The sequence below is a fragment of the Pseudomonas sp. W5-36 genome (assembly GCF_046540455.1).
Classification (GTDB): domain Bacteria; phylum Pseudomonadota; class Gammaproteobacteria; order Pseudomonadales; family Pseudomonadaceae; genus Aquipseudomonas; species Aquipseudomonas graminis_B.
In genome coordinates this window covers 535494-557813 of record NZ_JAXCIQ010000001.1, presented here as the reverse complement: position 1 = coordinate 557813, position 22320 = coordinate 535494, and the positions used below count along the sequence as shown (strand labels likewise).

The window sequence follows — 22320 nt, the reverse complement described above, 5'->3', positions numbered from 1 at the left end:
GCACCTCGCGCTATCCGGGACTTCACAATTCCCCCTCGCCACACCCCCCATCCCCTCGTAAACTCATCCGCCTCTGCTTGACCCGGCATGGCTCCCAAACCACGCCATCCCAAGCGCCTGTCTATTCGAGGTCTGTTTCCAGGTGATCGCTCCCACCCGCCTTTCCGTTCTGCCCCGCCTGTTTTTGCTCTGCCTGCTGGCGCTGTTCCCGTTTGCGTTGACCCACGCCGCTGGCCTGCCAAGTCTGCTCAGTGGCGGCGACAAGACGCAGCCTCAGGCCCAGGAACCGCTGGGGCAGTCCCTGGACGAGGTCATCACGTCGCTGGAAAACGATCAGCAGCGCAGCAAGTTGCTGCAAGACCTGAAAAAGCTAAGGGACGCCACCAAAAAAGCGCAGCCAACCGTGGAGCAAGGCGTACTGGGCCTCATCGGCAGCTCGCTTGCGGAGCTGGAAAAACAGTTCACCGGCACCGACAGCCCGCTCAGCCGCTGGGCGGATGAGGCGGGGATGGCTGAAGACGAGCTGATGGCGCTGATGCTGCCGGCCAACCAGTGGTGGCCGATCATCTGGGGCTTTGCCGTGGTGCTGGCGATCTGGGGCCTGCTGGCGGCGGCGTTGATCTGGCTGGGCCACAAGGTGCGCTTGCGCTTCGGCCTTTCCGCCGAGCTTCCGCAGCACCCGCGCCTGTCGGACATGCTGCGCTTCGCGCTACGCAAGCTGGGCCCTTGGCTGGTGGCGCTGGTCATCACGATCTACCTGAGTTACTCGCTGCCGCCGTCGCTCGGCCGCGATCTGGCGATGGTGCTCGCTTACGCGTTGGTCGTTGGCACGCTATTCTCGGCGGTGTGTGTTATCGCGTTTTCACTGCTGGACGGGCCGCACCGGCATCGGGCGCTGTACATCCTGCGGCATCAGGCGTTTCGGCCGCTGTGGTGGATCGGCAGCTTTGCCGCGTTCGGCGAGGCGTTGAGCGATCCGCGCCTGGTCGCCAGCCTTGGCGTGCACCTGGCGCACACCGCCGCAACCCTGGCCAATGTCATGGCCGCGCTGTCCACCGGCCTGTTCATCATTCGTTTCCGGCGCCCGATCGCACACCTGATCCGCAACCAGGCCCTGGAGCGTCGCCTGAAACGCCGCGCCCTGAGCGACAGCATCGAGGTCCTCGGTACGTTCTGGTACCTGCCGGCGCTGGTACTGGTGGGCGTTTCCCTGTTCGCCACGTTCTTTTCGGCTGGCGACACCAGTACCGCATTACGTCAGGCCCTGATCTGTACCGTGCTGCTGGTGATGTGCATGGTCATTAACGGCCTGGTGCGGCGTCATTCACTCAAGCCAAGCCACGCTCACAAGCGTCACGCCCTGTATTCGGACCGCCTGAAGAACTTCTTTTATACCGTTGCGCACATGCTGATCTGGCTGGTGTTCATCGAACTGGGCCTGCGAGTCTGGGGTTTGTCGTTGATTGGCTTCGCCGAAGGCGACGGCCGCGACATCAGTCTGCGGCTGATCGGCCTGGCGGCCACGCTGATGTTTGCCTGGCTGATCTGGATTCTCGCAGACACGGCGATTCATCACGCCCTCACCCGCTCGCGCAAGGGCCTGGCCAATACCCGCGCGCAGACCATGATGCCGCTGATCCGCAACGTGCTGTTCGTGACCATCTTCATCATCGCGTTGATCGTCGCGCTGGCGAACATGGGCATGAACGTGACACCGCTGCTGGCCGGTGCCGGTGTGATCGGTCTGGCCATCGGTTTCGGCGCGCAGTCGCTGGTGGCGGATTTGATCACCGGGCTGTTCATCATCATCGAAGACTCCCTGGCCATCGACGATTACGTGGACGTCGGCGGCCACCTGGGGACCGTGGAAGGCCTGACCATTCGCACGGTGCGCCTGCGCGACATCGACGGCATCGTCCACACCATCCCGTTCAGTGAGATCAAGAGCATTCAGAACTACTCGCGGGAGTTCGGTTACGCGATCTTCCGCATCGCCATCCCGTCGAGCATGAACATCGATGACGCCCTGAAGATGATCCGCGACGTCGGCCAGAAGATGCGCACCGACCCACTGCAACGACGCAACATCTGGTCGCCGCTGGAGATTCAGGGGGTGGAGAGTTTCGACGCGGGCAACGCCATTCTGCGCGCGCGCTTCAAGACCGCGCCGATCAAGCAGTGGGAAGTGTCGCGGGCGTTCAACCTGTCGCTCAAGCGTTATCTGGATGAAGCGGGGATGGATCTCGCGACCCCTAGATTGAGCGTGCAGGTCAACACCAATGGTGGCAGCGTAAGTGAGCTGCGTGGGAAGAAGGGTGACCCGGCAGGCTGATGTGTCAGCCTGTCGACCATCGCTGAGAGTGACGCTTGGTGGAGCCTCTGTCGGAAATCGGCCTCGGGGCTATCTCGCTGATGACCCAAAACACGATTCAGAACTCCCACATGCCGGGGCAACTACTCAAACGTAAACGTATCGACTAAAAACCAATCTCCGCGAGCCGTTTTAAATACCATCTCTCTAATACCCACGGCAGAGAATGTACTTTCAGTCACATAGGGGCTCTCGGGGGGTAATACCACTATCCCCAATGGCGAACCCTCATGATTATAAAAAGATACCTGATGATCCCTCTCGTTCGTAGCGCGGCACCAAAAACTCACTTTAGAGCAACTCCCTCTCAACTTCACACTGACGGTCTGACCCGGTGGCTTTGGATTTCCGCCAGTAAATTTTGCATGGAAGTTCAGCGTCTGCTTTTCTATCTTTCCGGGATAATTGGTGCCCGCAGGCAAGATGCCTACATTACCCACACCTTCTAAAAACGTAATCGTCATCATCGGCGTTTCGATGCTTTGACCAACTGAAATCATGGTATCTGGAAGCGAGTCGAAATTCTCAACGCCCGCTAGCGCACGCTCAACCTGTAAGGCCCACAGGTCGGAAACAGTCGTACCGTCTGCTGTCTTTGCATTAAAGCTGTGAGCCCCCTCCTCCAGCCCTGAAACATTCTTTTCCCACACGCGGCCGTTCACTGGGACAAATCCCAGCGAAACACCGTTGTCAAACAACTCCACCTGGGCATCGGCGTTGCTGTCAGCCCCGCTGGCTTCTTTTAACTGGACCTGCCGCTCCATAATGAATTCCTTTCCATGGCGTTAGCTGAATGATGGATAACGCTATCAGTGTGACGCAATACATGCATTTGGCAACGGCAGCTCAAGAACCCGCGAAGGAGCAAACGCAGCCAGAGATCCGATCATGCGACATGATTCACTTTAAAAATCATAAACATAAAGAATAAAGCTATTCAAATTCGAAATAATGTTAATTTCAAATTGATCTTATAAGCATAAATTAAGGGCCAAGCAGAGCGCCTGATGTGGAGTACGAAGCTCACAACACAACTTCACCAAAGGAATTCAAATATCCGCCACCACTGCGCTCACGTGAATCGCGTCGTGGCGCCAATATTCCAGATCGCAATCGATCAGCCGGCCGCGCTGGTCGTGATTGACCCGGGCGATGCGCAGGCCCGGGCTGCCGATGGAGACTTTCAGCGCTCCCGCCGCTTCCATGGGCAGCGCGGTGGGCACCATTTCGAAACGCACTTGGCCATAGCGAATGTCGTAATGGCTGGCGTAGAGCTCGGTCAGCGACTGGTTCAGGTCGAGCTCGAGGATCTGCGGGAAGTACTCAGGGTTGAGGTAATGCTCTACGTACAGCACCAGTCGCTCGTCAATACGACGGGCGCGGCAGATCTGGATCACACTCGACAGCGCCGGCAATTGCAGCAAACCGCAAATCACGGCGGAGGCCGGTTGCAGCCGCGCGGAAATCACCTGGGTCGCAGGCACTCGGCCCTGGGCCTGAACCATTGCGTGAAAGTGACTGCGCCGCATCAGGTCATAGGCCAGTCGCGGAGGTGAAATGAACCAGCCGCGCCGCTCCTCACGGTAGATCAAGCCCCTGGCCTCCAATTGCACCAGCGCCTCGCGCAAGGTGATGCGTGTGGTATCGAAGACCTCGCTCAGCTTGCGCTCGGCCGGCAACTTGCTGCCCGGCGGCAACAGACCGTGTTCAATCTGCTCTTGCAGCGCATTGCAGATGGTCGTCACCGCTCGGGGCATTTCTTCGCGCATTGCGTTACCTATCTGGACTAGACCAGCGCTATTTAAGGGCAGCGTCGCTCGCTGCCTGGCCCGTTTCGGTGCTCCAGAGCCTAGGCAGCGTAGATGACCGTTGCGTGACATTCCAGCCAGGAACGGCGGCAACGCCGGACTTCAGGAAATCGTCAGGACCTTTCAGATCAGGCGCTTGAGCATGGTCTACGCTCATTTCACAGCGATTGCCCGGGTTGTGGCTTGCTCCAGCAAGAGTCGGTCCAGACACGAAAGCGTCATGTTACTGGCCTAACTTGGCTCAGGTATTGCTGACCTAGACCAATCATCCGCAACGAACACTTCTATGAGTCCGTCGAGAAGTGCACAAAGGAGCTTCGAATGAAACACCTTTTGCTGGCATCACTCCTGGGTTCGGCCATCGCGCTGAGCACGTCGGCCATGGCCGCCGACACCGACCTCAAAACCCTCGAAGCCGCGGCCAAGGCCGAAGGCGCGGTCAACAGCGTGGGCATGCCCGATGACTGGGCGAACTGGAAAGGCACCTGGACCGACCTGACCGCCAAATACGGTCTGGTGCACATGGACACCGACATGAGTTCGGCTCAGGAAGTGGCCAAGTTCGATGCGGAAAAAGACAACGCCAGCGCTGACATCGGCGACGTGGGTGCCGCCTTCGGCCCGATCGCTGTCGCCAAGGGCGTCACTCAGCCCTACAAGCCGAGCACCTGGGCGCAAGTGCCTGACTGGGCCAAGGATAAGGAAGGCCACTGGGCGCTGGCCTACACCGGCACCATCGCGTTCATCGTCAACAAAAAACTGTTGCACGGCTCCGACGTACCGACCAAATGGGCTGATCTGAAAAACGGCAAGTACAAGGTCACCATCGGTGATGTCAGCACTGCGGCCCAGGCTGCCAACGGCGTACTGGCCGCTGCGATTTCCATGAAAGGCGATGAGACCAACCTCGCGCCGGGCCTGCAACTGTTCACCGAACTGGCCAAACAAAAGCGCTTGGGCATCAACAACCCAACGATCCAGTCGATGGAAAAGGGCGAAGTGGAAGTGGGCGTGGTCTGGGACTTCAACGGCCTGAGCTACAAGGCCAAGATGACCAATCCTGACGACTACGTGGTACTGATCCCGTCCGACGGCTCGGTGATCTCGGGCTACACCACGATCATCAACAAGTACGCCAAGCACCCGAACGCCGCCAAGCTGGCCCGTGAATACATCTTCAGCGACGCCGGGCAGATCAACCTGGCCAAAGGCAACGCACGCCCGATCCGCGCCGAGCACCTGACGCTGCCAGCAGACGTGCAAGCCAAGCTGCTGCCCAACGAGCAGTACAAGAACGTGACACCAATCAAAGACGCTGCGGCATGGGAAAAAACCTCGAAAGCCCTGCCACAGCAGTGGAACGAGCAAGTCATCGTCGAGATGCAGTAATCCTCAACGGCTAACGCAGCCCCCTTGTAGGAGTGAGCTTGCTCGCGATGTCGGTGTGTCACTCGACCTGTCTGTCGCAGGCATACCGCGATCGCGAGCAAGCTCACTCCTACAGTGATGTTTGGCGATCCACCCTCCGGAGATGCCATGAAACACAACGTCATCCTCATCCTGCTGGACGGCCTGAGTTACAGCGTGGCGCAACATGCGATGGGGCATTTGCTGGCCTACCGAAACGCAGGCCGCGCGGCGTTGTACAAACTCGAATGCGAACTGCCGTCGCTGTCCCGCCCGCTGTATGAATGCATCCTGACCGGGGTGGCGCCCATCGACAGTGGCATCGTGCACAACCAGGTTTCCCGGCTTTCCAGCCAGCGCAGCGTGTTTCACTACGCCACCGACGCCGGGCTGACCACTGCCGCTGCCGCGTACCACTGGGTCAGCGAGCTGTACAACCGCAGTCCGTTCATTGCCGCACGCGACCGCCACACCGACGATGCCGAATTGCCGATTCAGCACGGGCACTTCTACTACGTCGATCACTACCCCGATTCCCACCTGTTCGACGACGCCGAGCATCTTCGAACAGCCCACGCGCCGCACTTCTTGTTCGTCCACCCGATGAACATCGATGACGCCGGCCACAAGCATGGCCTCGACACCCCGCAGTACCGCAACAGCGCACGCTCGGCCGACATCATCCTCGCCGAGTATCTGCAGCGCTGGCTGGATGCGGGCTATCAAGTACTGGTCACCGCCGACCACGGCATGAACAACGACCGCTCGCACAACGGCGTGCTGCCGGAAGAGCGCGAAGTCCCGTTGTTCGTGCTCGGTGACGCCTTCAGCCTCGACCCCGAGGCGCGACCGAAACAGAGCGAGATCTGCGGCACCGTCTGCGCGCTGCTCGGCGTACCCCACGACAAACCCGTGTGCAGAGAGGTGCTCAAGTGAATTCACTAAGCCGCGGCAAATGGCTGGGGCTGTTGTGCCTTGTGCCGTTTGCGGTTTTCTTCATCGCGTTTCAGATCGCGCCGCTGGCCTGGGTGGCGATCAACAGCCTGCAATCAGACGCCGGCTGGGGCATCGACAACTTCATCAAGGCGTTCAACTCGCGTTTCTACCGCCAGGCCATGCAGTACAGCCTCGAGATCAGCTTCTGGTCGAGCCTGATCGGCATCATCATCGCGATCCTCGGCAGCTATTCCCTGCGCAAAGTGCCGTCGCGGCTGAGGGATTTCGTCAGCGCGTTTGCCAACATGACCAGTAACTTTTCCGGCGTGCCGCTGGCGTTTGCCTTCATCATCCTGCTCGGTTTCAACGGCGCGCTGACGCTGATTCTGAAACAGGCCGGGATCATCGATGACTTCAACCTGTACTCGAAAACCGGCCTGATCATCCTTTACACCTACTTCCAGATCCCCCTGGGCGTGCTGCTGCTCTACCCCGCTTTCGACGCGCTGCGCGAAGACTGGCGCGAGTCGGCGTCACTGCTGGGCGCCAGCGGCTGGGATTTCTGGCGGCACATCGGCATTCCGGTGCTGACCCCAGCGCTGCTCGGCACCTTCGTGATCCTGCTGGCCAACGCACTGGGCGCCTACGCCACGGTGTATGCGCTGACCACTGGCAACTTCAACGTCTTGCCGATCCGCATCGCGGCCATGGTGGCGGGCGACATCACGCTGGACCCGAACATGGCCAGCGCTCTGGCGATGATTCTGGTGGGGATGATGACGCTGGTGACCGTCGTGCATCAGTGGCTGTTGAAGAGGAGCTACCATGTCTCGCGCTGAACGCCGCCCGCCGGGGCTCTACCACCGCGTCGTGGTGTACCTGCTGTTTCTGATCCTGCTCGCGCCGCTGCTGGGCACCTTTGTGTATTCGATCGCCACCAGTTGGTCGGCGACGATTTTGCCCAACGGCCTGACCTATAAATGGTACGTAGCGCTGTGGAGCGATCCGCGGTTTCTGCGCGCGTTTGGCCAGTCGCTGCTGGTGTGCGTCGGCGCGCTGGCGCTGTCGGTGGTGCTGATTCTACCGCTGCTGTTCGTTGTGCATTACCACTTTCCCAAGCTCGACGCGCTGATGAACATCCTCATCCTGCTGCCCTTCGCGGTGCCGCCGGTGGTGTCCTCGGTGGGCCTGTTGCAACTCTACGGTTCGGGACCACTGGCGATGGTCGGCACGCCGTGGATTCTGATCGGCTGCTACTTCACCGTGGCGCTGCCGTTCATGTACCGGGCCATCACCAACAATCTGCAAGCGATCAATCTGGTGGACCTGATGGACGCCGCCCAGTTGCTCGGCGCCAATACCTTTCAAGCCGCGTTTCTGGTGGTGCTGCCGAACCTGCGCAAGGGCCTGATGATTGCCCTGCTGCTGTCGTTCTCGTTCCTGTTCGGCGAGTTCGTGTTCGCCAATCTGCTGGTCGGCACCCGCTACGAGACCCTGCAGGTGTACCTGAACAACATGCGCAACAGCAGCGGTCACTTCAACAGCGCGCTGGTGATTTCCTACTTCTTTTTCGTACTGCTGCTGACGTGGGCGGCCAACCGACTGAACAAGGACAAAGACTGATATGAGCTTCGTCAGTGTCGAAAACCTGCAGAAGAATTACGGCAGCACGGCGGTCTTCAGCGACATCAATTGCGACATCCGCAAGGGCGAATTCGTCACCCTGCTCGGCCCGTCCGGGTGTGGCAAGTCCACCTTGCTGCGCTGCATCGCGGGGCTGACGCCTGTGACCAGCGGCAGCATCTTCCTTGACGGCAAGGACCTGGTGCCGGTGTCGCCGCAGAAGCGCGGCATCGGCATGGTGTTCCAGAGCTATGCGCTGTTTCCCAACATGAACGTGGAGCAGAACGTCGCGTTCGGCCTGCGCATGCAGAAAGTCAGTACCGACGAAATGAAGCAGCGGGTGGCCGAGGTGCTGAAGCTGGTGGAGCTGAACGAGTTCGCCACGCGCTACCCGCATCAGCTCTCGGGCGGGCAGTGTCAGCGCGTGGCATTGGCGCGATCGCTGGTGACCCGCCCTCGCCTGCTGCTGCTCGATGAGCCGCTGTCGGCCCTCGATGCGCGCCTCCGCAAACACCTGCGCGAGCAGATCCGTGCGATTCAGCAGGAGCTGGGCCTGACGACGATTTTCGTGACCCACGATCAGGAAGAAGCGCTGACCATGTCCGACCGGATCTTCCTGATGAATCAGGGCCGGATCGTGCAGAGCGGCGACGCCGAAACCCTGTACACCTCGCCGGTCGATGCGTTCGCCGCCGGCTTCATCGGCAACTACAACCTGCTGGAAGCCGACGCCGCCAGCCGCCTGATGCAGCGCCCGATCAACAGTCGCGTGGCGATTCGCCCGGAAGCGATTCAATTGAGCCTGACCGGTTCGCTGGAAGGCGAAGTGCGCAGCCACAGCCTGTTGGGCAACGTGATCCGCTATCGCGTCGAAGCCCGGGGCGTGGAACTGGTGGTCGACGTGCTCAACCGCTCGGCCAGCGACTTGCACCCGAACGGCCAGCGCGTCACCCTGCACATTGAAGCGTCGGCGTTGTGTGAAGTCGCATGAATTAGACGCCAACCCTGTAGGAGCGTGGCTTGTCCCGCGATCGGCGGGGAACCCGTCGTGAAACCTGCGACGAAGGTCAGAATGACACACCGCATTGGCCTGGGTTGCTGCCGGTTCCCGGCAGATCGCGGGACAAGCCACGCTCCTACAGTTGATCTGCGTGTGAATGATTTAAGAGGACACTTTTAATGCCTTTAGCAATTTTCGATCTGGACGAAACCCTGATCCACGGTGACTGTTCAAGCCTGTGGAGCGAGCAGATGGGGCGTTTGGGCTGGGTCGATCCCGAGTGGTTCATGAAGAAGGACCACGAATTGATGGAAGCCTACGGCAAGGGCGAGCTGGCCATGGAAGACTACATGGCGTTCAGCCTGGACCCGATGGTCGGGCGCACGCCGGAGGAAGTGGATTTTCTGGTGGGGCCGTGGGTTGAGGATTACATCGAGCCGATCATTTTCAGCGACGCGACCAAGGCCATCGCCGAACACCGCGCCGCCGGCGACCGCATCCTGATCATCTCGGCGTCGGGGGTGCATCTGGTCAAGCCCATTGCCGAGCGCATCGGCGTTGATGAAGTGCTGGCCATTGATCTGGACGTCGCCCACGGCGTCTACACAGGCAAGACCACCGGCGTGCTCACCTACCGCGAAGGCAAGATCACCCGTTTGATGGCGTGGCTGGATCAGGAAGGCGAGAACCTTGAGGGGGCGAGTTTCTATTCGGACTCACGCAATGACCTGCCGCTGCTGCAGAAAGTGGATTTTCCGCACGCGGTGAACCCTGACTCAGTGCTGCGCGAAAAAGCGCAAGAGAACGGATGGCCGATTCATAACTGGAAGTGATCCAGCCACTGCGCTCAAGGGAACACCGCGTGTAGGAGTGAGCTTGCTCGCGAAAAGGCGGGTGCATCCGCTAAATTTTCAGCGGCTGTCATGCAGTCTTCGCGAACAGGCTCCCACAGGTTAAGCCCAGCACATCAACAGGTCATCACACCAGGCTTTCGTTGATCACCAGCACGACCTTGCCCGACACCTGATTGGTCGCCAGCTCCGCGTAAGCCGCTTCCGCTTCACTGATCGGAAAGCTGCGCGCCAGTTGTGGCTTCAGGCGGCCTTCGGTGAACAGCGGCATGACGTGTTGGCCCAGGTCGCTGAGCAGGTCGGCCTTGAACTGATCGTCGCGACTGCGCAGGGTCGAGCCGAGGATATGAATGCGCTTGCCCAGCACCTTCGCGAAGTCCAGCTCGGACTTGCTTCCGCCCATCAGCCCGATCAGCACCAGACGACCGTCAACGCCAAGCACCTTGAGGTTCAGCGCCGCGTAGTTGGCGCCCACCGGGTCAAGGATGACGTTGAACGGCGCAAAGTCGTTCAGCGCGTCGAGGTTCTCATTGCGCAGCACACCGCCCTGGGCGCCAAGCGCTTCGCAATACGCCAGCCGCTCCGCCGAGCCCACGGTGACCCAGACCGGGTTGCCGAAGGCCTTGCACAGCTGAATGGCAGCTGAACCAACTCCACTTGCTCCGGCGTGCAGCAACACTTTTTCGCCGGGCTGGAGGCCGGCCAGCTGGAACAGATTCAGCCAGGCCGTGGCGTACACTTCAGGAATCGCCGCTGCTTCGTGCAGCGAAATCCCCTCGGGCACCGGTAGCACATGCCGCGCGTCGACCACGACTTCTTCGGCCATCGCCCCGCCCGCAACCAGCGCACACACGCGGTCGCCGACTTCCCAGGCGCAGCCCGGGCCAACCTCGGCAATCACACCTGAACATTCCATGCCGAGGATTTCCGTCACACCCGGCGGTGGCGGGTAATGCCCCGAGCGTTGCAGCAAATCGGCACGATTAAGTCCGGCGGCTGCCACCTGGATGCGGACTTGTCCTACATCCAGCGTCGGCGATGGCTCATCAACCCATTCCACACGACCTTCCACGCCTTGCAATGCTTTCACGGTGCCTCCATAGTGAGTCTTGACTGAGCCCATGTGCCTCACGGCCACTGGGCTTTTTGCATTATGCGACCGTGTTCTGACCGAACCGGCGACCTCCAAAGACGGCCTAATATGCGTTATCAATTGTCCCCGCGTCGAATCAGCATGAAGCATTTTTTACCCAGCACCACCCTTGCATTACTCATTGGCCTGACTGTCCTGCCAATGTCGGCCAGTTCGTTTGCCGCCAACAGCTGGGATAATCTTCAACCTGATCGCGATGAAGTCATCGCCAGTCTGAATGTCGTGGAGCTGCTCAAGCGCCACCATTACAGCAAGCCGCCGCTGGACGACAAGCGTTCGGAAATCATCTATCAGAGCTACCTGAAACTCCTCGATCCTGCGCGCAGCTACTTCCTCGCCAGTGACATCGCCGAGTTCGACAAGTGGCGTTTCCAGTTCGACGACTTCCTCAAGAGCGGCGACCTGGCCCCAGGCTTTACTATCTATAAGCGTTATCTGGACCGCATCAAGTCGCGTCTGGATTTCGCGCTTGCGCAGCTGAGCAAGGGCGTCGACAAGATCGACCTGAATACCCAGGAAACCTTGCTGGTTGATCGCAAGGACGCGCCATGGGCCAAGAACGAAGCCGAACTCGACGACCTTTGGCGCAAGCGCGTCAAGGACGAAGTTCTGCGCTTGAAGATCGCCGGCAAAGACCCGGCGAAGATTCAGGAAACCCTGACCAAGCGTTACAAGAACCAACTCGCGCGCCTGGGCCAGACCCGCAGCGAGGACGTGTTCCAGGCTTACCTGAATACCTTCGCGATGTCCTACGATCCGCACACCAACTACCTGTCACCTGACAGTGCGGAAAACTTCGACATCAACATGAGCCTGTCCCTGGAAGGGATCGGCGCTGTCCTGCAGAGCGACAACGACAACGTCAAGATCGTGCGCCTGGTGCCGGCCGGCCCTGCCGCCAAGACCAAGCAAGTGGCGACCGCCGACAAGATCATCGGCGTTGCCCAGGGCGACAAAGAGATGGTCGACGTGATCGGCTGGCGCCTGGATGAAGTGGTCAAACTGATCCGCGGTCCGAAGGGTTCGGTCGTGCGCCTGGAAATCGTCCCGGCCAGCAATGCGCCAAGCGACCAGACCACCAAAATCGTCTCGATCACCCGCGAAGCGGTGAAGCTTGAAGAACAAGCGGCGAAGAAGTCGATCCTGCACCTGAACCAGGACGGCAAGGATTACAAGCTGGGCGTCATCGACATCCCCGCTTTCTACCTGGACTTCAAGGCCTACCGCGCCGGCGATCCCGAGTACAAGAGCACGACCCGCGACGTCAAGAAACTGCTGACCGAATTGCAGTCCGAGAAAGTCGACGGCGTGGTCATCGACCTGCGTAACAACGGTGGCGGTTCGTTGCAGGAAGCCACCGAGCTGACCAGTCTGTTCATCGACAAAGGCCCGACCGTTCTGGTGCGTAATGCCGACGGCAAGGTCGATGTGCTGGAAGACGAGAACAGCGGTGCGTTCTACAAAGGCCCGATGGCGTTGTTGGTCAACCGCCTCTCGGCCTCGGCTTCGGAGATTTTCGCCGGCGCCATGCAGGATTATCACCGCGCGCTGATCATCGGCGGCCAGACCTTCGGTAAAGGCACCGTGCAGACCATTCAGCCGCTGAACCATGGCGAGCTGAAACTGACGCTGGCCAAGTTCTACCGTGTTTCCGGTCAGAGCACCCAGCACCAGGGCGTACTGCCGGACATCGCCTACCCGTCGATCATCGACACCAAGGAAATTGGCGAAAGCGCACTGCCTGAAGCGATGACTTACGACACCATCAAGCCGGCGATCAAGCCTGCGGTGGATCCTTTCAAACCGTTCCTCGCCCAGCTGCAATCGCGTCATGACGTGCGTTCGGCCAAGGACGCCGAGTTTGTCTTCATCGAAGAGAAACTGGCGCTGGCGAAGAAGCTGATGAGCGAAAAGACCGTCAGCCTCAACGAAGCCGAGCGCCGCAAGCAACACGCCGACATCGAGAGCAAGCAGCTGGCGATGGAGAACGTGCGTCGCAAGGCCAAAGGCGAAGAGCCGCTCAAAGAGCTGAAGAAGGAAGACGAAGACGCGCTGCCTTCGGACGACGACAAGACCAAACCCGAGGATGACGCCTACCTGGCTGAAACCGGGCGCATCTTGCTCGATTATCTGGGCTTGAGCGGTTCGGTGGCGAAAAAGTAAAACGCCATGAAACGTGACAAATGATGGCAATTCGTCATCAAACAGTCATGAAGCTGTCGTGAAATAGCGGGGCTCGACGCCACAGGCGTCCAGCCCCTTTTTCTTGCCCCGAGATTGCCATGACCGTGACTGAGCAGCTGGGCGCTTTGAGTTCGATTCTGACTCACGGCGACTTGCACAGCCTGTTCCAACCGATTGTGTCGCTATCGGATCGGCGCATTCTCGGCTACGAAGCCCTGACTCGCGGTCCTTCCAACAGCGCGCTGCATTCCCCCATCAGCCTGTTCGCCGTGGCCCGCCAGGCCGGGCGCCTGAGCGAACTGGAACTGGCCTGCCGCGAGTCGGCTTGCCGTCGTTTCAGCCAACAGAAGCTGGACGGCAAGCTGTTTCTCAACATCTCGCCGGAGTCCCTGCTGGAAGCCTCGCACCCGCCGGGGCGCACCTTGCAGCTGTTGCAGCGCTACGGCATACCGCCGAGTCGCGTGGTCATCGAACTGACCGAGCAAACCCCGACCGATGACTTTGGCCTGCTCTACAACGCGCTGTATCACTACCGCGATATGGGCTTCTCCATCGCCCTGGATGATTTGGGCGCAGGGTATTCGAGCTTGCGGCTGTGGTCCGAGCTTCGCCCGGATTACGTGAAGATCGACCGGCACTTCATCGACGGCATCCATCAGGACGCGGTCAAGCGCGAGTTCGTCGGCTCCATGCTGCAGATGGCCAAGGCGTCGCGGGCGCTGGTGATCGCTGAAGGCATCGAGTTGCAGGAAGAGCTGGCGGTCTTGATCGACATGGGCGTCGAACTGGTTCAGGGCTATTTGCTGTGCCGTCCGCAGGAGTTTCCGCCCCGTGACGCTCGCGCGCTGCTGCCGAAAATCGACCCGGCCGCTGCGACCCTGACGGAGGAAACCAGCGACCTCAGCGCCCTCCTCAACGAGCTGCCGGCGGTGGTGCAGACCACGCCCACCGCAACGGTGCTGGAGGCGTTTCGCAAGCAGGCCAATCTCAACTCCCTGGCGGTGCTGGATGAGCAGCATCAGCCGATCGGCATCGTCCATCGCCACTCGCTGTCGGACGTGCTGCTGCAGCCCTTCGCCACCGAACTGTATGCGCGCAAGCCCATTAGTCGTCTGATGAGCGACGACTTTCTGGCCGTCGAGCTGAGCCAGTCGCTGCAGCAGGTCAGCCGGCTGATCACCAGTCGCGCGCGGCAACGCATCGAAGAAGATTTCATCATCATGCAGAACGGTCTCTACCTCGGGCTGGGCCGGGTGATCGATGTACTGAAGCTGATTACCGAAGTGAAGATCCAGCAGGCGCGCTACGCCAACCCGCTGACCCTGCTGCCGGGCAACGTCCCGATCCAGCAATGCCTGACCCGGTTGTTGCAGCAGGGTCGCGAGTCGATGATCTGCTACGTGGACATCGACAGCTTCAAGCCCTTCAACGACATTTACGGCTATGGGCGCGGCGACGAGGTTCTGCTGTGTCTGGCGCAGTGCCTGAACGACCGGATTGACCCGAGCCGCGACTTTGTCGGCCACATCGGCGGCGACGATTTCCTGATGGTGCTGGGCTCGGACGACTGGCGCAAACGCCTGAACATGTTATTGGAAGATTTCCAGAACCAGTGCCGACGCTTCTACCGCGCCGAGCATCTGGAGGCCGGCTGCTTCGTCGCGCTTAACCGCCAGGGCCAACGCCAGGAATTCCCGCTGCTGTCGCTGTCCATTGGCGTCGTGCACCTGCACCCGGAGGTCTGCACGACCCTCGACGCCAGCCAGCTTGCCGAACTGGCTTCCCAGGCCAAGCACCACGCCAAGGAGGTGACCGGTGCAAGTGTGCATGTGATCAATACGCTGGAGGCGGAGGCAATGGCGACCCTGAATCAGGCGGTGTTGGGGTGAGCCGCCGTTTTTCAGAAATGGGGTTGGGGTCAATCTCGAAATCCCGAGTACAACACTAGCCATGTGGGAGCGAGCTTGCCCGCGAAGGCGACAGTCCGGCAAACCTCGAATCAGAAGATGCTCTACTCCGGCTTTACCGGCTGCGCATACTCGAATTCAAACACGCGGGCCACTTCCGAGGCGTGCCAGGACGCTGCAGCGATGCCGTCAGAGGGTCCGGAGAAACGGCCGAGGCGTTCGACGCATTCAAAGAACCCGGTGCGAGGCAGACGGCTGGCGCCCTGACTGATCACCAACGAACTGCGCAATGGCTGCTCGGCGCGGGCGTCGAGGGCGGCGAGGTGTTCAAGGGCGGCAGTCAGGGTTTGCATGGCGGGGGTGGGTAATTGCAACCGCTCAAGCAACGCGCGATAGGTCACCAGATGACGCTGACGACGGGCCAGGTCCAGTTCGGCGAGCAGCCCGTCCCAGTGCTGGCGACTGATCCGCACGCTCATGCCTCACCCCGCCAGCCCGCGACGCCCAGCTCCCACGCCAGACTCCGGCGAATGGCCGCGTCCGGCTCACGGGCGCCGCTCTCAATCAGGTCCAGGTAAGAAGGACTGATGCCGACCGTGCGCGCCAGTTGCGCCACTGCCAGGCCCTTGGCCTCGCGCAATGCACCCAACTGAGATAAAGAAGGCAGGTCTGCGGCGGATGAGGACTGTTCAGACTCGGCCTGGGTGTGGGTAGCCGCCTCTGGCTCCGGGCCAGGCGCAACACCTGCGGCGCGCAACAGGGCCTGATACTGCGCCCATGGCAGCACCGCATATTCCGGCTCTCCATCGCGCGAAATAACCTGAAGATCCATAACGCTCCCCTGTAGGACTAAACACGCTTTTAAGCAGTCTTTTTCTAAGTATGGGCGGCATCTTAACAGCGGTTGGCTACGACTTGGGTGTGGGGATCACTGCAGCACTGGCGACGGAATGGATGAGCTGCACCAACCCGCGTTCAAATCTTTTTCTCGTGCTCCAGCAGGACAGGCGTTGCCGGCAAACGCTCGACCACCGCGAGCTTCTCCGGGTTCTGCAATTCGCGCCAGGCACGGAATGCGCTGAGCTCGGCTTCGAGGTGCTTCATCACCCAAGCCAGGACGGCGATGTCGTCCAGCATACCCAAGCCGGGGATCCAGTCGGGAATCGCATCCAGTGGGCTGAGGAAATACATCAGACCGGCCACGATAGAGAGAATCGCCTTACCGCTGATAGCGCGATATTCCCCGCGCCAGTAGGCCAGGCACAGCGCTTGAAGCAGTTTCAAATCGTCTTTGATCTTGCCCAGCCGACCGCCCTCACTGGCGGTTTTACCTGCAACGGCGAACAGCAACGCGGGCAGGCGACCTGCGGCCATCAAGCGCTTGGCCATGGGCAGATAACGAATGAGATTCCAGGGTGCTTTCATATCCACTCCACGATTACCGATAAAAATCGACATTCCGGCTGACTGGGTAAGCCGCAGTCGCCTGCTGACGCGTGTGCGGGTTCCGCCCCCAAAGGTTATCCACACAAATTGTGGATAACCTTGTGAACAGACCCGCTTTTCGGGGTCGGAACGCCCGTTCTACAGGGGCCGGACTTAGATCGCGCGTTTTTTACACACATAAAAACCCGCGAAAATCGTTGACTCACTGGGGCTGTGGCGCTAGCCACAATCCAATGAGGACCGCGATGAGCGCCCCGCAGCCTCCGACAAATCCCGGGTTAAAGCCCGTTGACTGACCGACATGGGACTCTGCCCGTCCATGCCGGTTCGATGAAATAGGCCCGGAAATGAAAATGCCCCGTCGAGACGGGGCATTTCTTTCAAGCGGTAACCGAACTTACGAACGATTACTTCTTGGCGGCTGGCTTGGCCGGTTCGGCGGCCGGGGCAGCCTCTTCTTCTTCATCAGCGCCGACGGCAGCATCATTGGCGCCTGCAGCAGCAGGGTCCTTGATGCCCAGCAGTTCGAGGTCGAAGACCAGAACCGAGTTCGCCGGGATCATTGGGCTAGGGCTCTGTGCGCCGTAGGCCAATTCGCTAGGGATGTAGAGTTTGACTTTCTCGCCGACGTGCATCAGCTGCAGACCTTCGACCCAACCCGGGATCACGCCGCTGACCGGCAGATCAATCGGGCTGCCACGTTCAACAGAGCTGTCGAACACTTTGCCGTCAGTCAGCTTGCCTTCGTAGTGAACGGTCACGACATCAGTCGGCTTCGGTACTGGACCGTCGGCTTTCTTGATGATTTCGTATTGCAGGCCGGAAGCAGTCGTGGTGACTTCCTTACGCTTGCCGTTCTCTTCGAGGAACTTCTTGCCGGCGGCTGCCGACTCTTCGCTCATCTTGGCCATGCGCTCTTCAGCGCGCTTTTGCAGGTCGCCGAATGCTGCAACCAACTCTTCGTCTTTGAGCTTCTGCTCTTTCTTGCCAACGGCGTCTTCGATACCCAGCGCTACCGCTTTGGAATCCAGATCGTCCATGCCTTCCTGAGCCAGGCTTTTGCCCATGTTCAGGCCGATGCCGTAAGAGGCTTTCTGGGCCGGGGTTTTCAGCTCAACGGTGCTGGCTTGCTTGTCGCAGCCCGCGAGTACCAGACCGACCAGGGCAATCGCCGCTGCCAACCGATGCTGTTTCATTCTGTTTCCTTGTTCATGCGCCAATAGGGCAAACGAGTAAAGCCGCGAGCTTATCAGGCTGCCGCGATCAATGGCTACCGGCATGAGAGGGAGAAAAGGCAGATAAGTTCAGGTATCCAAAGGTTTTCTTGTTTGATCGAGAAATTCGTTCAGTTGGGGTTCAGGGGACAGCCACGGGGGGAGAGAACGGCGCTAATACACGTCGCGCACATAGCGCTTCTGCTCGGTCAGACAGCGCAGCTGTTCGGCCGCCTTTTCCAGGCTGACGCCGCCCTGTTCGCTGATCACACGACGCAGCGCCTGATCGACATCCCGCGCCATCCGCGAAGCATCGCCGCAGATGTACAGGTGCGCGCCCTCCTCCAGCCAGCGCCAGAGTTCGGCGCCCTGTTCCTGTATGCGCTGTTGAACGTAGATTTTCTCTGCCTGATCCCGGGAAAACGCCAGGCTCAGCCGAGTGAGCAGGCCGTCCTGCTGCATGCCTTGAAGCTCGTCGCGGTAATAAAAGTCGGTGGCCTGATGCTGCTCGCCAAAGAACAGCCAGTTCCGGCCCCTATCGCCCCGGGCGCGCCGCTCTTGTAAAAACGCTCTGAACGGCGCCACACCGGTGCCCGGACCGATCATGATCATCGGCACATTGCCATCGACCGGCGGGCGAAAATGCCGCGTGGGCTGCAGGAAAATCGGCACCTCGCACTCGCCCGCACGATCCGCCAGAAAGGTCGACGACACGCCTTTGCGCGATCCATAGCGCACCGCGGAAACCGTCAGGTGAACTTCATCGGGATGCGCTTTGGCGCTCGACGCGATGGAATAAAGCCGCGGTTGCAGCGGCTTGAGGTGGTCGAGCCATTCCTGCGCAGAGCAGGCGATGGGAAACTCGCGCAATACGTCGGCCAACTGCCGGCCCCACAGCCAGTCCTTAAGCTCGCTTTTGAAGGGTTCGGTCAGCAGGGTTTTCAGATCGTTGCTGCCGTTACGCTCGGCGATGAACGCCAAAGTGTCTGCGCCAGGTCGCGCAATCTCGAACTGCTCGGCCAGCGCCTGACACAGCGGCACGTCGCCAGCCTTCACGCCACGCACCGGTTGCTCGGCGTTCAGACCCGTAAGCTCGAGCCACTCGTTCACCAGTTCAGGGCAATTGCGCGGCCACACCCCCAACGCGTCGCCGGCTTCATAGGTCATTCCTGAACCTTCAAGGGTCAATGCCAGTTGCCGCGTGTCCTTGGCGGCACCCTCCGTATTCAGTCGCCGGTTGAGCGAAACCCTGGCGTGATGGGGCTGTGTCCGTGAAGGCTGTCGCCCAACAACCGGGGCGTTGTCAGTGATTGAAGGGGTAGGAAGATTCAGCGACAGCGCCTGCTGCAACCCGGTGAACCAGCTGTCTGCGTGGGCCTGGTATTCGCCGTCGCAATCGATTCTGGGGAGCAGTGACGAAGCGCCCAGGTGCTGCAGGCGCTGGTCGAGGTTCTTGCCGTGCTGACAGAAGCGGTCGTAACTCGAATCGCCCAGCGCCAGCACGGCGTAGCGCAGCGATTCCAGACGTTCTTGCCGGGCAGCCAGCGACTCCCAGAACCGTTGCCCGTTATCGGGTGATTCGCCGTCGCCGAAGGTGCTGCTGATCAGTGCGACGTTCTGCATTTGGTCCAGACGCTCGCAGGGGAAACTGTCCATCGCCGCCACGTGAACGGGCACGCCGGCAGTCTTCAACCGGTCGCCGAACTGCCGGGCCAAGGCCTCGGCATTGCCGGTTTGTGATGCCCAGAGCAGCGTCAACAGCGGCGCCTGGTCAGGTGCTGTCTGCGTCTCGGCGTCGACTTGGGGCACATCGAGGAGGCGATGCCCGATCAGCTCGACCTTGCGCAAGGCGACCGCACAGCACTTGAATTCGGGCTGGCGGGAGATCGGGTCGACGGCGTCGTTGGTCACGGCGTTAATCGCCAGCTTTTCGCCATACACGTCATTCCAGTGAAAGGGCGCGAAGCAGTTGCCCGGCAGCACGCGGTCGCTGATCACCGCAGGCAACACCGCCAGGCCTCGTACGGAACGGATTTCCACGCCATCGCCTTCGCGGATGCCCAGCGCAAGGGCATCGTCGGGGTGCAGCTCGACGAACGGACGGGCATTTAGCGCGTTCAGTGTCGGGACTTTCCCGGTCTTGGTCAGCGTGTGCCATTGGTGTTGCAGGCGGCCGGTGTTGAGCACCATCGGAAATGCATCGTTGGGCAGTTCAGCGGGAGGCATGTGCGGACGTGGGAAAAATACCGCTTTGCCGTTTGCGGTGGGAAAGACAATCGCCGGGCGTGCTGGTGTGCCCCGCTCGACGGGCCGCGCGTTGATCTCGCTGAGGTAGCGAATCGGATTGCGCACGCGCTCGTCATCGGGCGCGCACGGCCACTGCATCGGTTGATCCCGAAGCCGCCCATAGCTGGCGCCGCGAATGTCGTAGCCCGTGGCGGGGTTCCACGCCTGTTTGATTTCCTCGAACACTTCCTCCGCCGAGGCGTAACTGAAGGCGTCGGCGAAGCCCATTTCACAGGCGACCCTGGCGATGATCTGCCAGTCCGGCAACGCCTGGCCCGGTGCATCGACGGCTTTCTGTGTCAGGTTTAGATTGCGTTCGGAATTGATCATCACCCCTTCCGCCTCAGCCCAAAGCGCGCCCGGCAACAAGATGTCGGCGTAGCGATTGGTCTCGGTGTCGAGGAAGGCGTCCTGGGTGATGACCAGTTCGGCGGTCTTCAGGGCGTCGATGACCGTGGTGCGGTTGGCAACGCTGGCGACCGGGTTGGTGCAGATGATCCAGCAGGCCTTGATCACGCCCTCGCGCATCTGCTCGAACAGGTCGATGGTGCCGCCGCCGGGCATGTGCGGGATGCTGCCCTCCGGGATGCGCCAGAGGTCTTCGATGAAGCGGCGGTCGGCGTCTACCAACACCGAGCGCTGTCCGGGAAGTCCCGGGCCCATGTAGCCCATTTCCCTTCCGCCCATGGCATTCGGTTGGCCGGTCAGGGAAAACGGACCGCTGCCGGGCCGGCAAACCGCTCCGGTCGCCAGGTGCAGGTTGCACAGCGCATTGGTGTTCCAGGTGCCGTGGGTGCTCTGGTTCAGGCCCATGGTCCAGCAACTCATCCACTCGGGTGCCGTGCCGATCATCCACGCAGCCTGACGAATGTCGGCTTCGGCCAGGCCGGTGGTCTGCGCGACGTATGCGGGCGTGTACTCGGCGAGGAAGTCGGGCATGACGTCCCAGCCCTGGGTGAACGAGGCAATGAAGTCGGCATCGGTGTCGCCGTTCTTCACCAGCAAGTGCAACAGCCCATTGAGCAGCGCGAGGTCGGTGCCCGGTTTGATTTGCAGGAACAAGCCGGCCTTGTCGGCGGTGGCACTGCGCCGGGGGTCGACGACGATCAGCTTCGCCCCGGCCTTGACCCGGTCCATCATGCGCAGGAACAGAATGGGGTGACAGTCGGCCATATTGGCGCCGATCACAAAAAACAGGTCGGCCTTGTCTAAGTCATCGTAGGACCCGGGCGGGCCGTCCGCGCCCAACGAGAGCTTGTAGCCGCTGCCCGCGCTGGCCATGCACAGCCGCGAGTTGGACTCGATATTGGCCGTGCGCACGAAGCCCTTGGCGAGCTTGGTGGCCAAGTACTGCGCCTCCAGAGACATCTGCCCCGAGACGTAAAACGCCAGTGCACCGGGACCGTCGCGATCCAGAATCCCACGCAAGCGCCGGGCGGTTTCGCTGATGGCGGCGTCCATTTCCGCGCGCACTGGCTCGTGGCTGCGCTGATGGCGGATGTAGGCGGACTCCATCCGCCCCGACTCGGCAATCGCCTGGCCGCAGGTGGTGCCTTTGGTACACAGTCGGCCGAAATTGCTCGGGTGCGTCTTGTCGCCGACGACCTTGATGACCCGGTTGTCCTCGACCTGCATGACGATGCCGCAACCTACGCCACAATAAGGACACACGCTCTTTACGCTGCTGCTCGCCATATTCCGTTTCCTGAAAGCAAAAAAAGGCGCCCTGTTCTCATCCGTTGAAAAAACGGAGAGCACACGGCGCCTTTGTCGTGAATATGGCAATCGGCGTTGATTGCCTGTGAACAGGATATTGCAAACAGCAGGCCAGCCTGGCCGTGGAACGTGCAGCGGGCGGTTTCAGCGAAAGTTGCTCACACGATCAATGGGCGTTGAGCTTCACCGTGGGGCGCACCAGTGTAAATCGCACCCTTTTCGAGCCGGAACCGTTCGCTATGGAGGGCGACGAGATCGAATAACGATCACGCTTCTGGCCCGTCAAACCTGCGCATCTGGCCGGAAAGAAACGGGGCGGGCGCGTCGATATTCCCACTGGCACAGCCATTGCTAAGTCTCTTATCAAGTCCAGCCTGAACACGCGGTTGGCAGCCCTGGCCGGTCAACGCGGACCGCC

The 22320-nt window shown here is 60.6% G+C and carries 17 protein-coding genes; 9 read left to right on the top strand and 8 right to left on the bottom strand.

Annotated features, from left to right (window positions below):
• Nucleotides 1-142: 142 nt before the first annotated feature.
• Nucleotides 143-2332: a mechanosensitive ion channel domain-containing protein gene (locus SLW74_RS02655; RefSeq protein ID WP_410928068.1), complete on the top strand. Its 2190-nt coding sequence runs from the start codon at nucleotides 143-145 to the stop codon at nucleotides 2330-2332.
• A gap of 122 nt (nucleotides 2333-2454) precedes the next feature.
• Here the strand turns inward: SLW74_RS02655 and SLW74_RS02650 are convergent, their stop codons facing one another.
• Both SLW74_RS02650 and SLW74_RS02645 read right to left on the bottom strand, forming a co-directional pair.
• Nucleotides 2455-3135 carry a hypothetical protein gene (locus SLW74_RS02650; protein ID WP_410928067.1) on the bottom strand — a complete coding sequence of 227 codons (681 nt, stop codon included), beginning with the start codon at nucleotides 3133-3135 and terminating at the stop codon, nucleotides 2455-2457.
• A gap of 285 nt (nucleotides 3136-3420) precedes the next feature.
• On the bottom strand, nucleotides 3421-4140 hold the full coding sequence (locus SLW74_RS02645; RefSeq protein ID WP_410928066.1) for a UTRA domain-containing protein: 720 nt from the start codon (nucleotides 4138-4140) through the stop codon (nucleotides 3421-3423).
• A 360-nt stretch (nucleotides 4141-4500) separates the two neighbouring features.
• Here SLW74_RS02645 and SLW74_RS02640 point away from each other — a divergent pair, with 360 nt between their 5' ends.
• The 6 genes from SLW74_RS02640 (at nucleotide 4501) to SLW74_RS02615 (ending at nucleotide 9978) form a co-directional block, all read left to right on the top strand.
• On the top strand, nucleotides 4501-5568 hold the full coding sequence (locus tag SLW74_RS02640; RefSeq protein WP_410928065.1) for an ABC transporter substrate-binding protein: 1068 nt from the start codon (nucleotides 4501-4503) through the stop codon (nucleotides 5566-5568).
• A 147-nt stretch (nucleotides 5569-5715) separates the two neighbouring features.
• Nucleotides 5716-6522 (top strand): alkaline phosphatase family protein, encoded by an 807-nt coding sequence (locus SLW74_RS02635; protein ID WP_065986854.1) that lies wholly within the window; start codon nucleotides 5716-5718, stop codon nucleotides 6520-6522.
• Nucleotides 6519-7361 (top strand): ABC transporter permease, encoded by an 843-nt coding sequence (locus SLW74_RS02630; protein ID WP_065986853.1) that lies wholly within the window; start codon nucleotides 6519-6521, stop codon nucleotides 7359-7361. The genes SLW74_RS02635 and SLW74_RS02630 overlap by 4 nt, the downstream gene beginning before the upstream one ends.
• Nucleotides 7348-8145 carry an ABC transporter permease gene (locus tag SLW74_RS02625; protein ID WP_410928064.1) on the top strand — a complete coding sequence of 266 codons (798 nt, stop codon included), beginning with the start codon at nucleotides 7348-7350 and terminating at the stop codon, nucleotides 8143-8145. Before SLW74_RS02630 ends, SLW74_RS02625 begins: the two co-directional genes overlap by 14 nt.
• Nucleotide 8146: 1 nt before the next feature.
• Nucleotides 8147-9136 carry an ABC transporter ATP-binding protein gene (locus tag SLW74_RS02620; RefSeq protein ID WP_410928063.1) on the top strand — a complete coding sequence of 330 codons (990 nt, stop codon included), beginning with the start codon at nucleotides 8147-8149 and terminating at the stop codon, nucleotides 9134-9136.
• A 188-nt stretch (nucleotides 9137-9324) separates the two neighbouring features.
• The gene (locus tag SLW74_RS02615; protein WP_410928062.1) at nucleotides 9325-9978 is read left to right on the top strand and encodes an HAD family hydrolase; all 654 of its coding nucleotides are present in this window, start codon (nucleotides 9325-9327) and stop codon (nucleotides 9976-9978) included.
• 145 nt (nucleotides 9979-10123) lie between these two features.
• On the opposite strand, the gene SLW74_RS02610 is transcribed toward SLW74_RS02615, so the two are convergent.
• The gene (locus tag SLW74_RS02610; RefSeq protein WP_369319728.1) at nucleotides 10124-11086 is read right to left on the bottom strand and encodes an NAD(P)H-quinone oxidoreductase; all 963 of its coding nucleotides are present in this window, start codon (nucleotides 11084-11086) and stop codon (nucleotides 10124-10126) included.
• A 144-nt stretch (nucleotides 11087-11230) separates the two neighbouring features.
• Here SLW74_RS02610 and SLW74_RS02605 point away from each other — a divergent pair, with 144 nt between their 5' ends.
• Nucleotides 11231-13312 (top strand): carboxy terminal-processing peptidase, encoded by a 2082-nt coding sequence (locus tag SLW74_RS02605; RefSeq protein WP_410928061.1) that lies wholly within the window; start codon nucleotides 11231-11233, stop codon nucleotides 13310-13312.
• Nucleotides 13313-13431: 119 nt separating this feature from the next.
• A complete protein-coding gene (locus tag SLW74_RS02600; protein WP_410928060.1) occupies nucleotides 13432-15222 on the top strand; it encodes a bifunctional diguanylate cyclase/phosphodiesterase in 1791 nt (596 codons plus the stop codon).
• Between the two features lie 122 nt (nucleotides 15223-15344).
• Here SLW74_RS02600 and SLW74_RS02595 read toward each other — a convergent pair whose 3' ends face one another.
• The 5 genes from SLW74_RS02595 to SLW74_RS02575 all read right to left on the bottom strand — a co-directional run bounded on the left by SLW74_RS02595 (nucleotide 15345) and on the right by SLW74_RS02575 (nucleotide 21881).
• Nucleotides 15345-15719: a hypothetical protein gene (locus SLW74_RS02595; protein WP_065986840.1), complete on the bottom strand. Its 375-nt coding sequence runs from the start codon at nucleotides 15717-15719 to the stop codon at nucleotides 15345-15347.
• Entirely contained in the window at nucleotides 15716-16072 is a 357-nt protein-coding gene (locus SLW74_RS02590) for a helix-turn-helix domain-containing protein (RefSeq protein WP_410928059.1), read from the bottom strand. Before SLW74_RS02590 ends, SLW74_RS02595 begins: the two co-directional genes overlap by 4 nt.
• 143 nt (nucleotides 16073-16215) lie before the next feature.
• The gene (locus SLW74_RS02585) at nucleotides 16216-16665 is read right to left on the bottom strand and encodes a YkvA family protein (protein WP_065986833.1); all 450 of its coding nucleotides are present in this window, start codon (nucleotides 16663-16665) and stop codon (nucleotides 16216-16218) included.
• 428 nt (nucleotides 16666-17093) lie between these two features.
• Nucleotides 17094-17882, bottom strand: coding sequence for an FKBP-type peptidyl-prolyl cis-trans isomerase (locus tag SLW74_RS02580; protein ID WP_410928058.1), 789 nt, complete (start codon nucleotides 17880-17882; stop codon nucleotides 17094-17096).
• Between the two features lie 192 nt (nucleotides 17883-18074).
• Nucleotides 18075-21881, bottom strand: coding sequence for a molybdopterin-dependent oxidoreductase (locus SLW74_RS02575; RefSeq protein ID WP_410928057.1), 3807 nt, complete (start codon nucleotides 21879-21881; stop codon nucleotides 18075-18077).
• Nucleotides 21882-22320 lie beyond the last annotated feature (439 nt).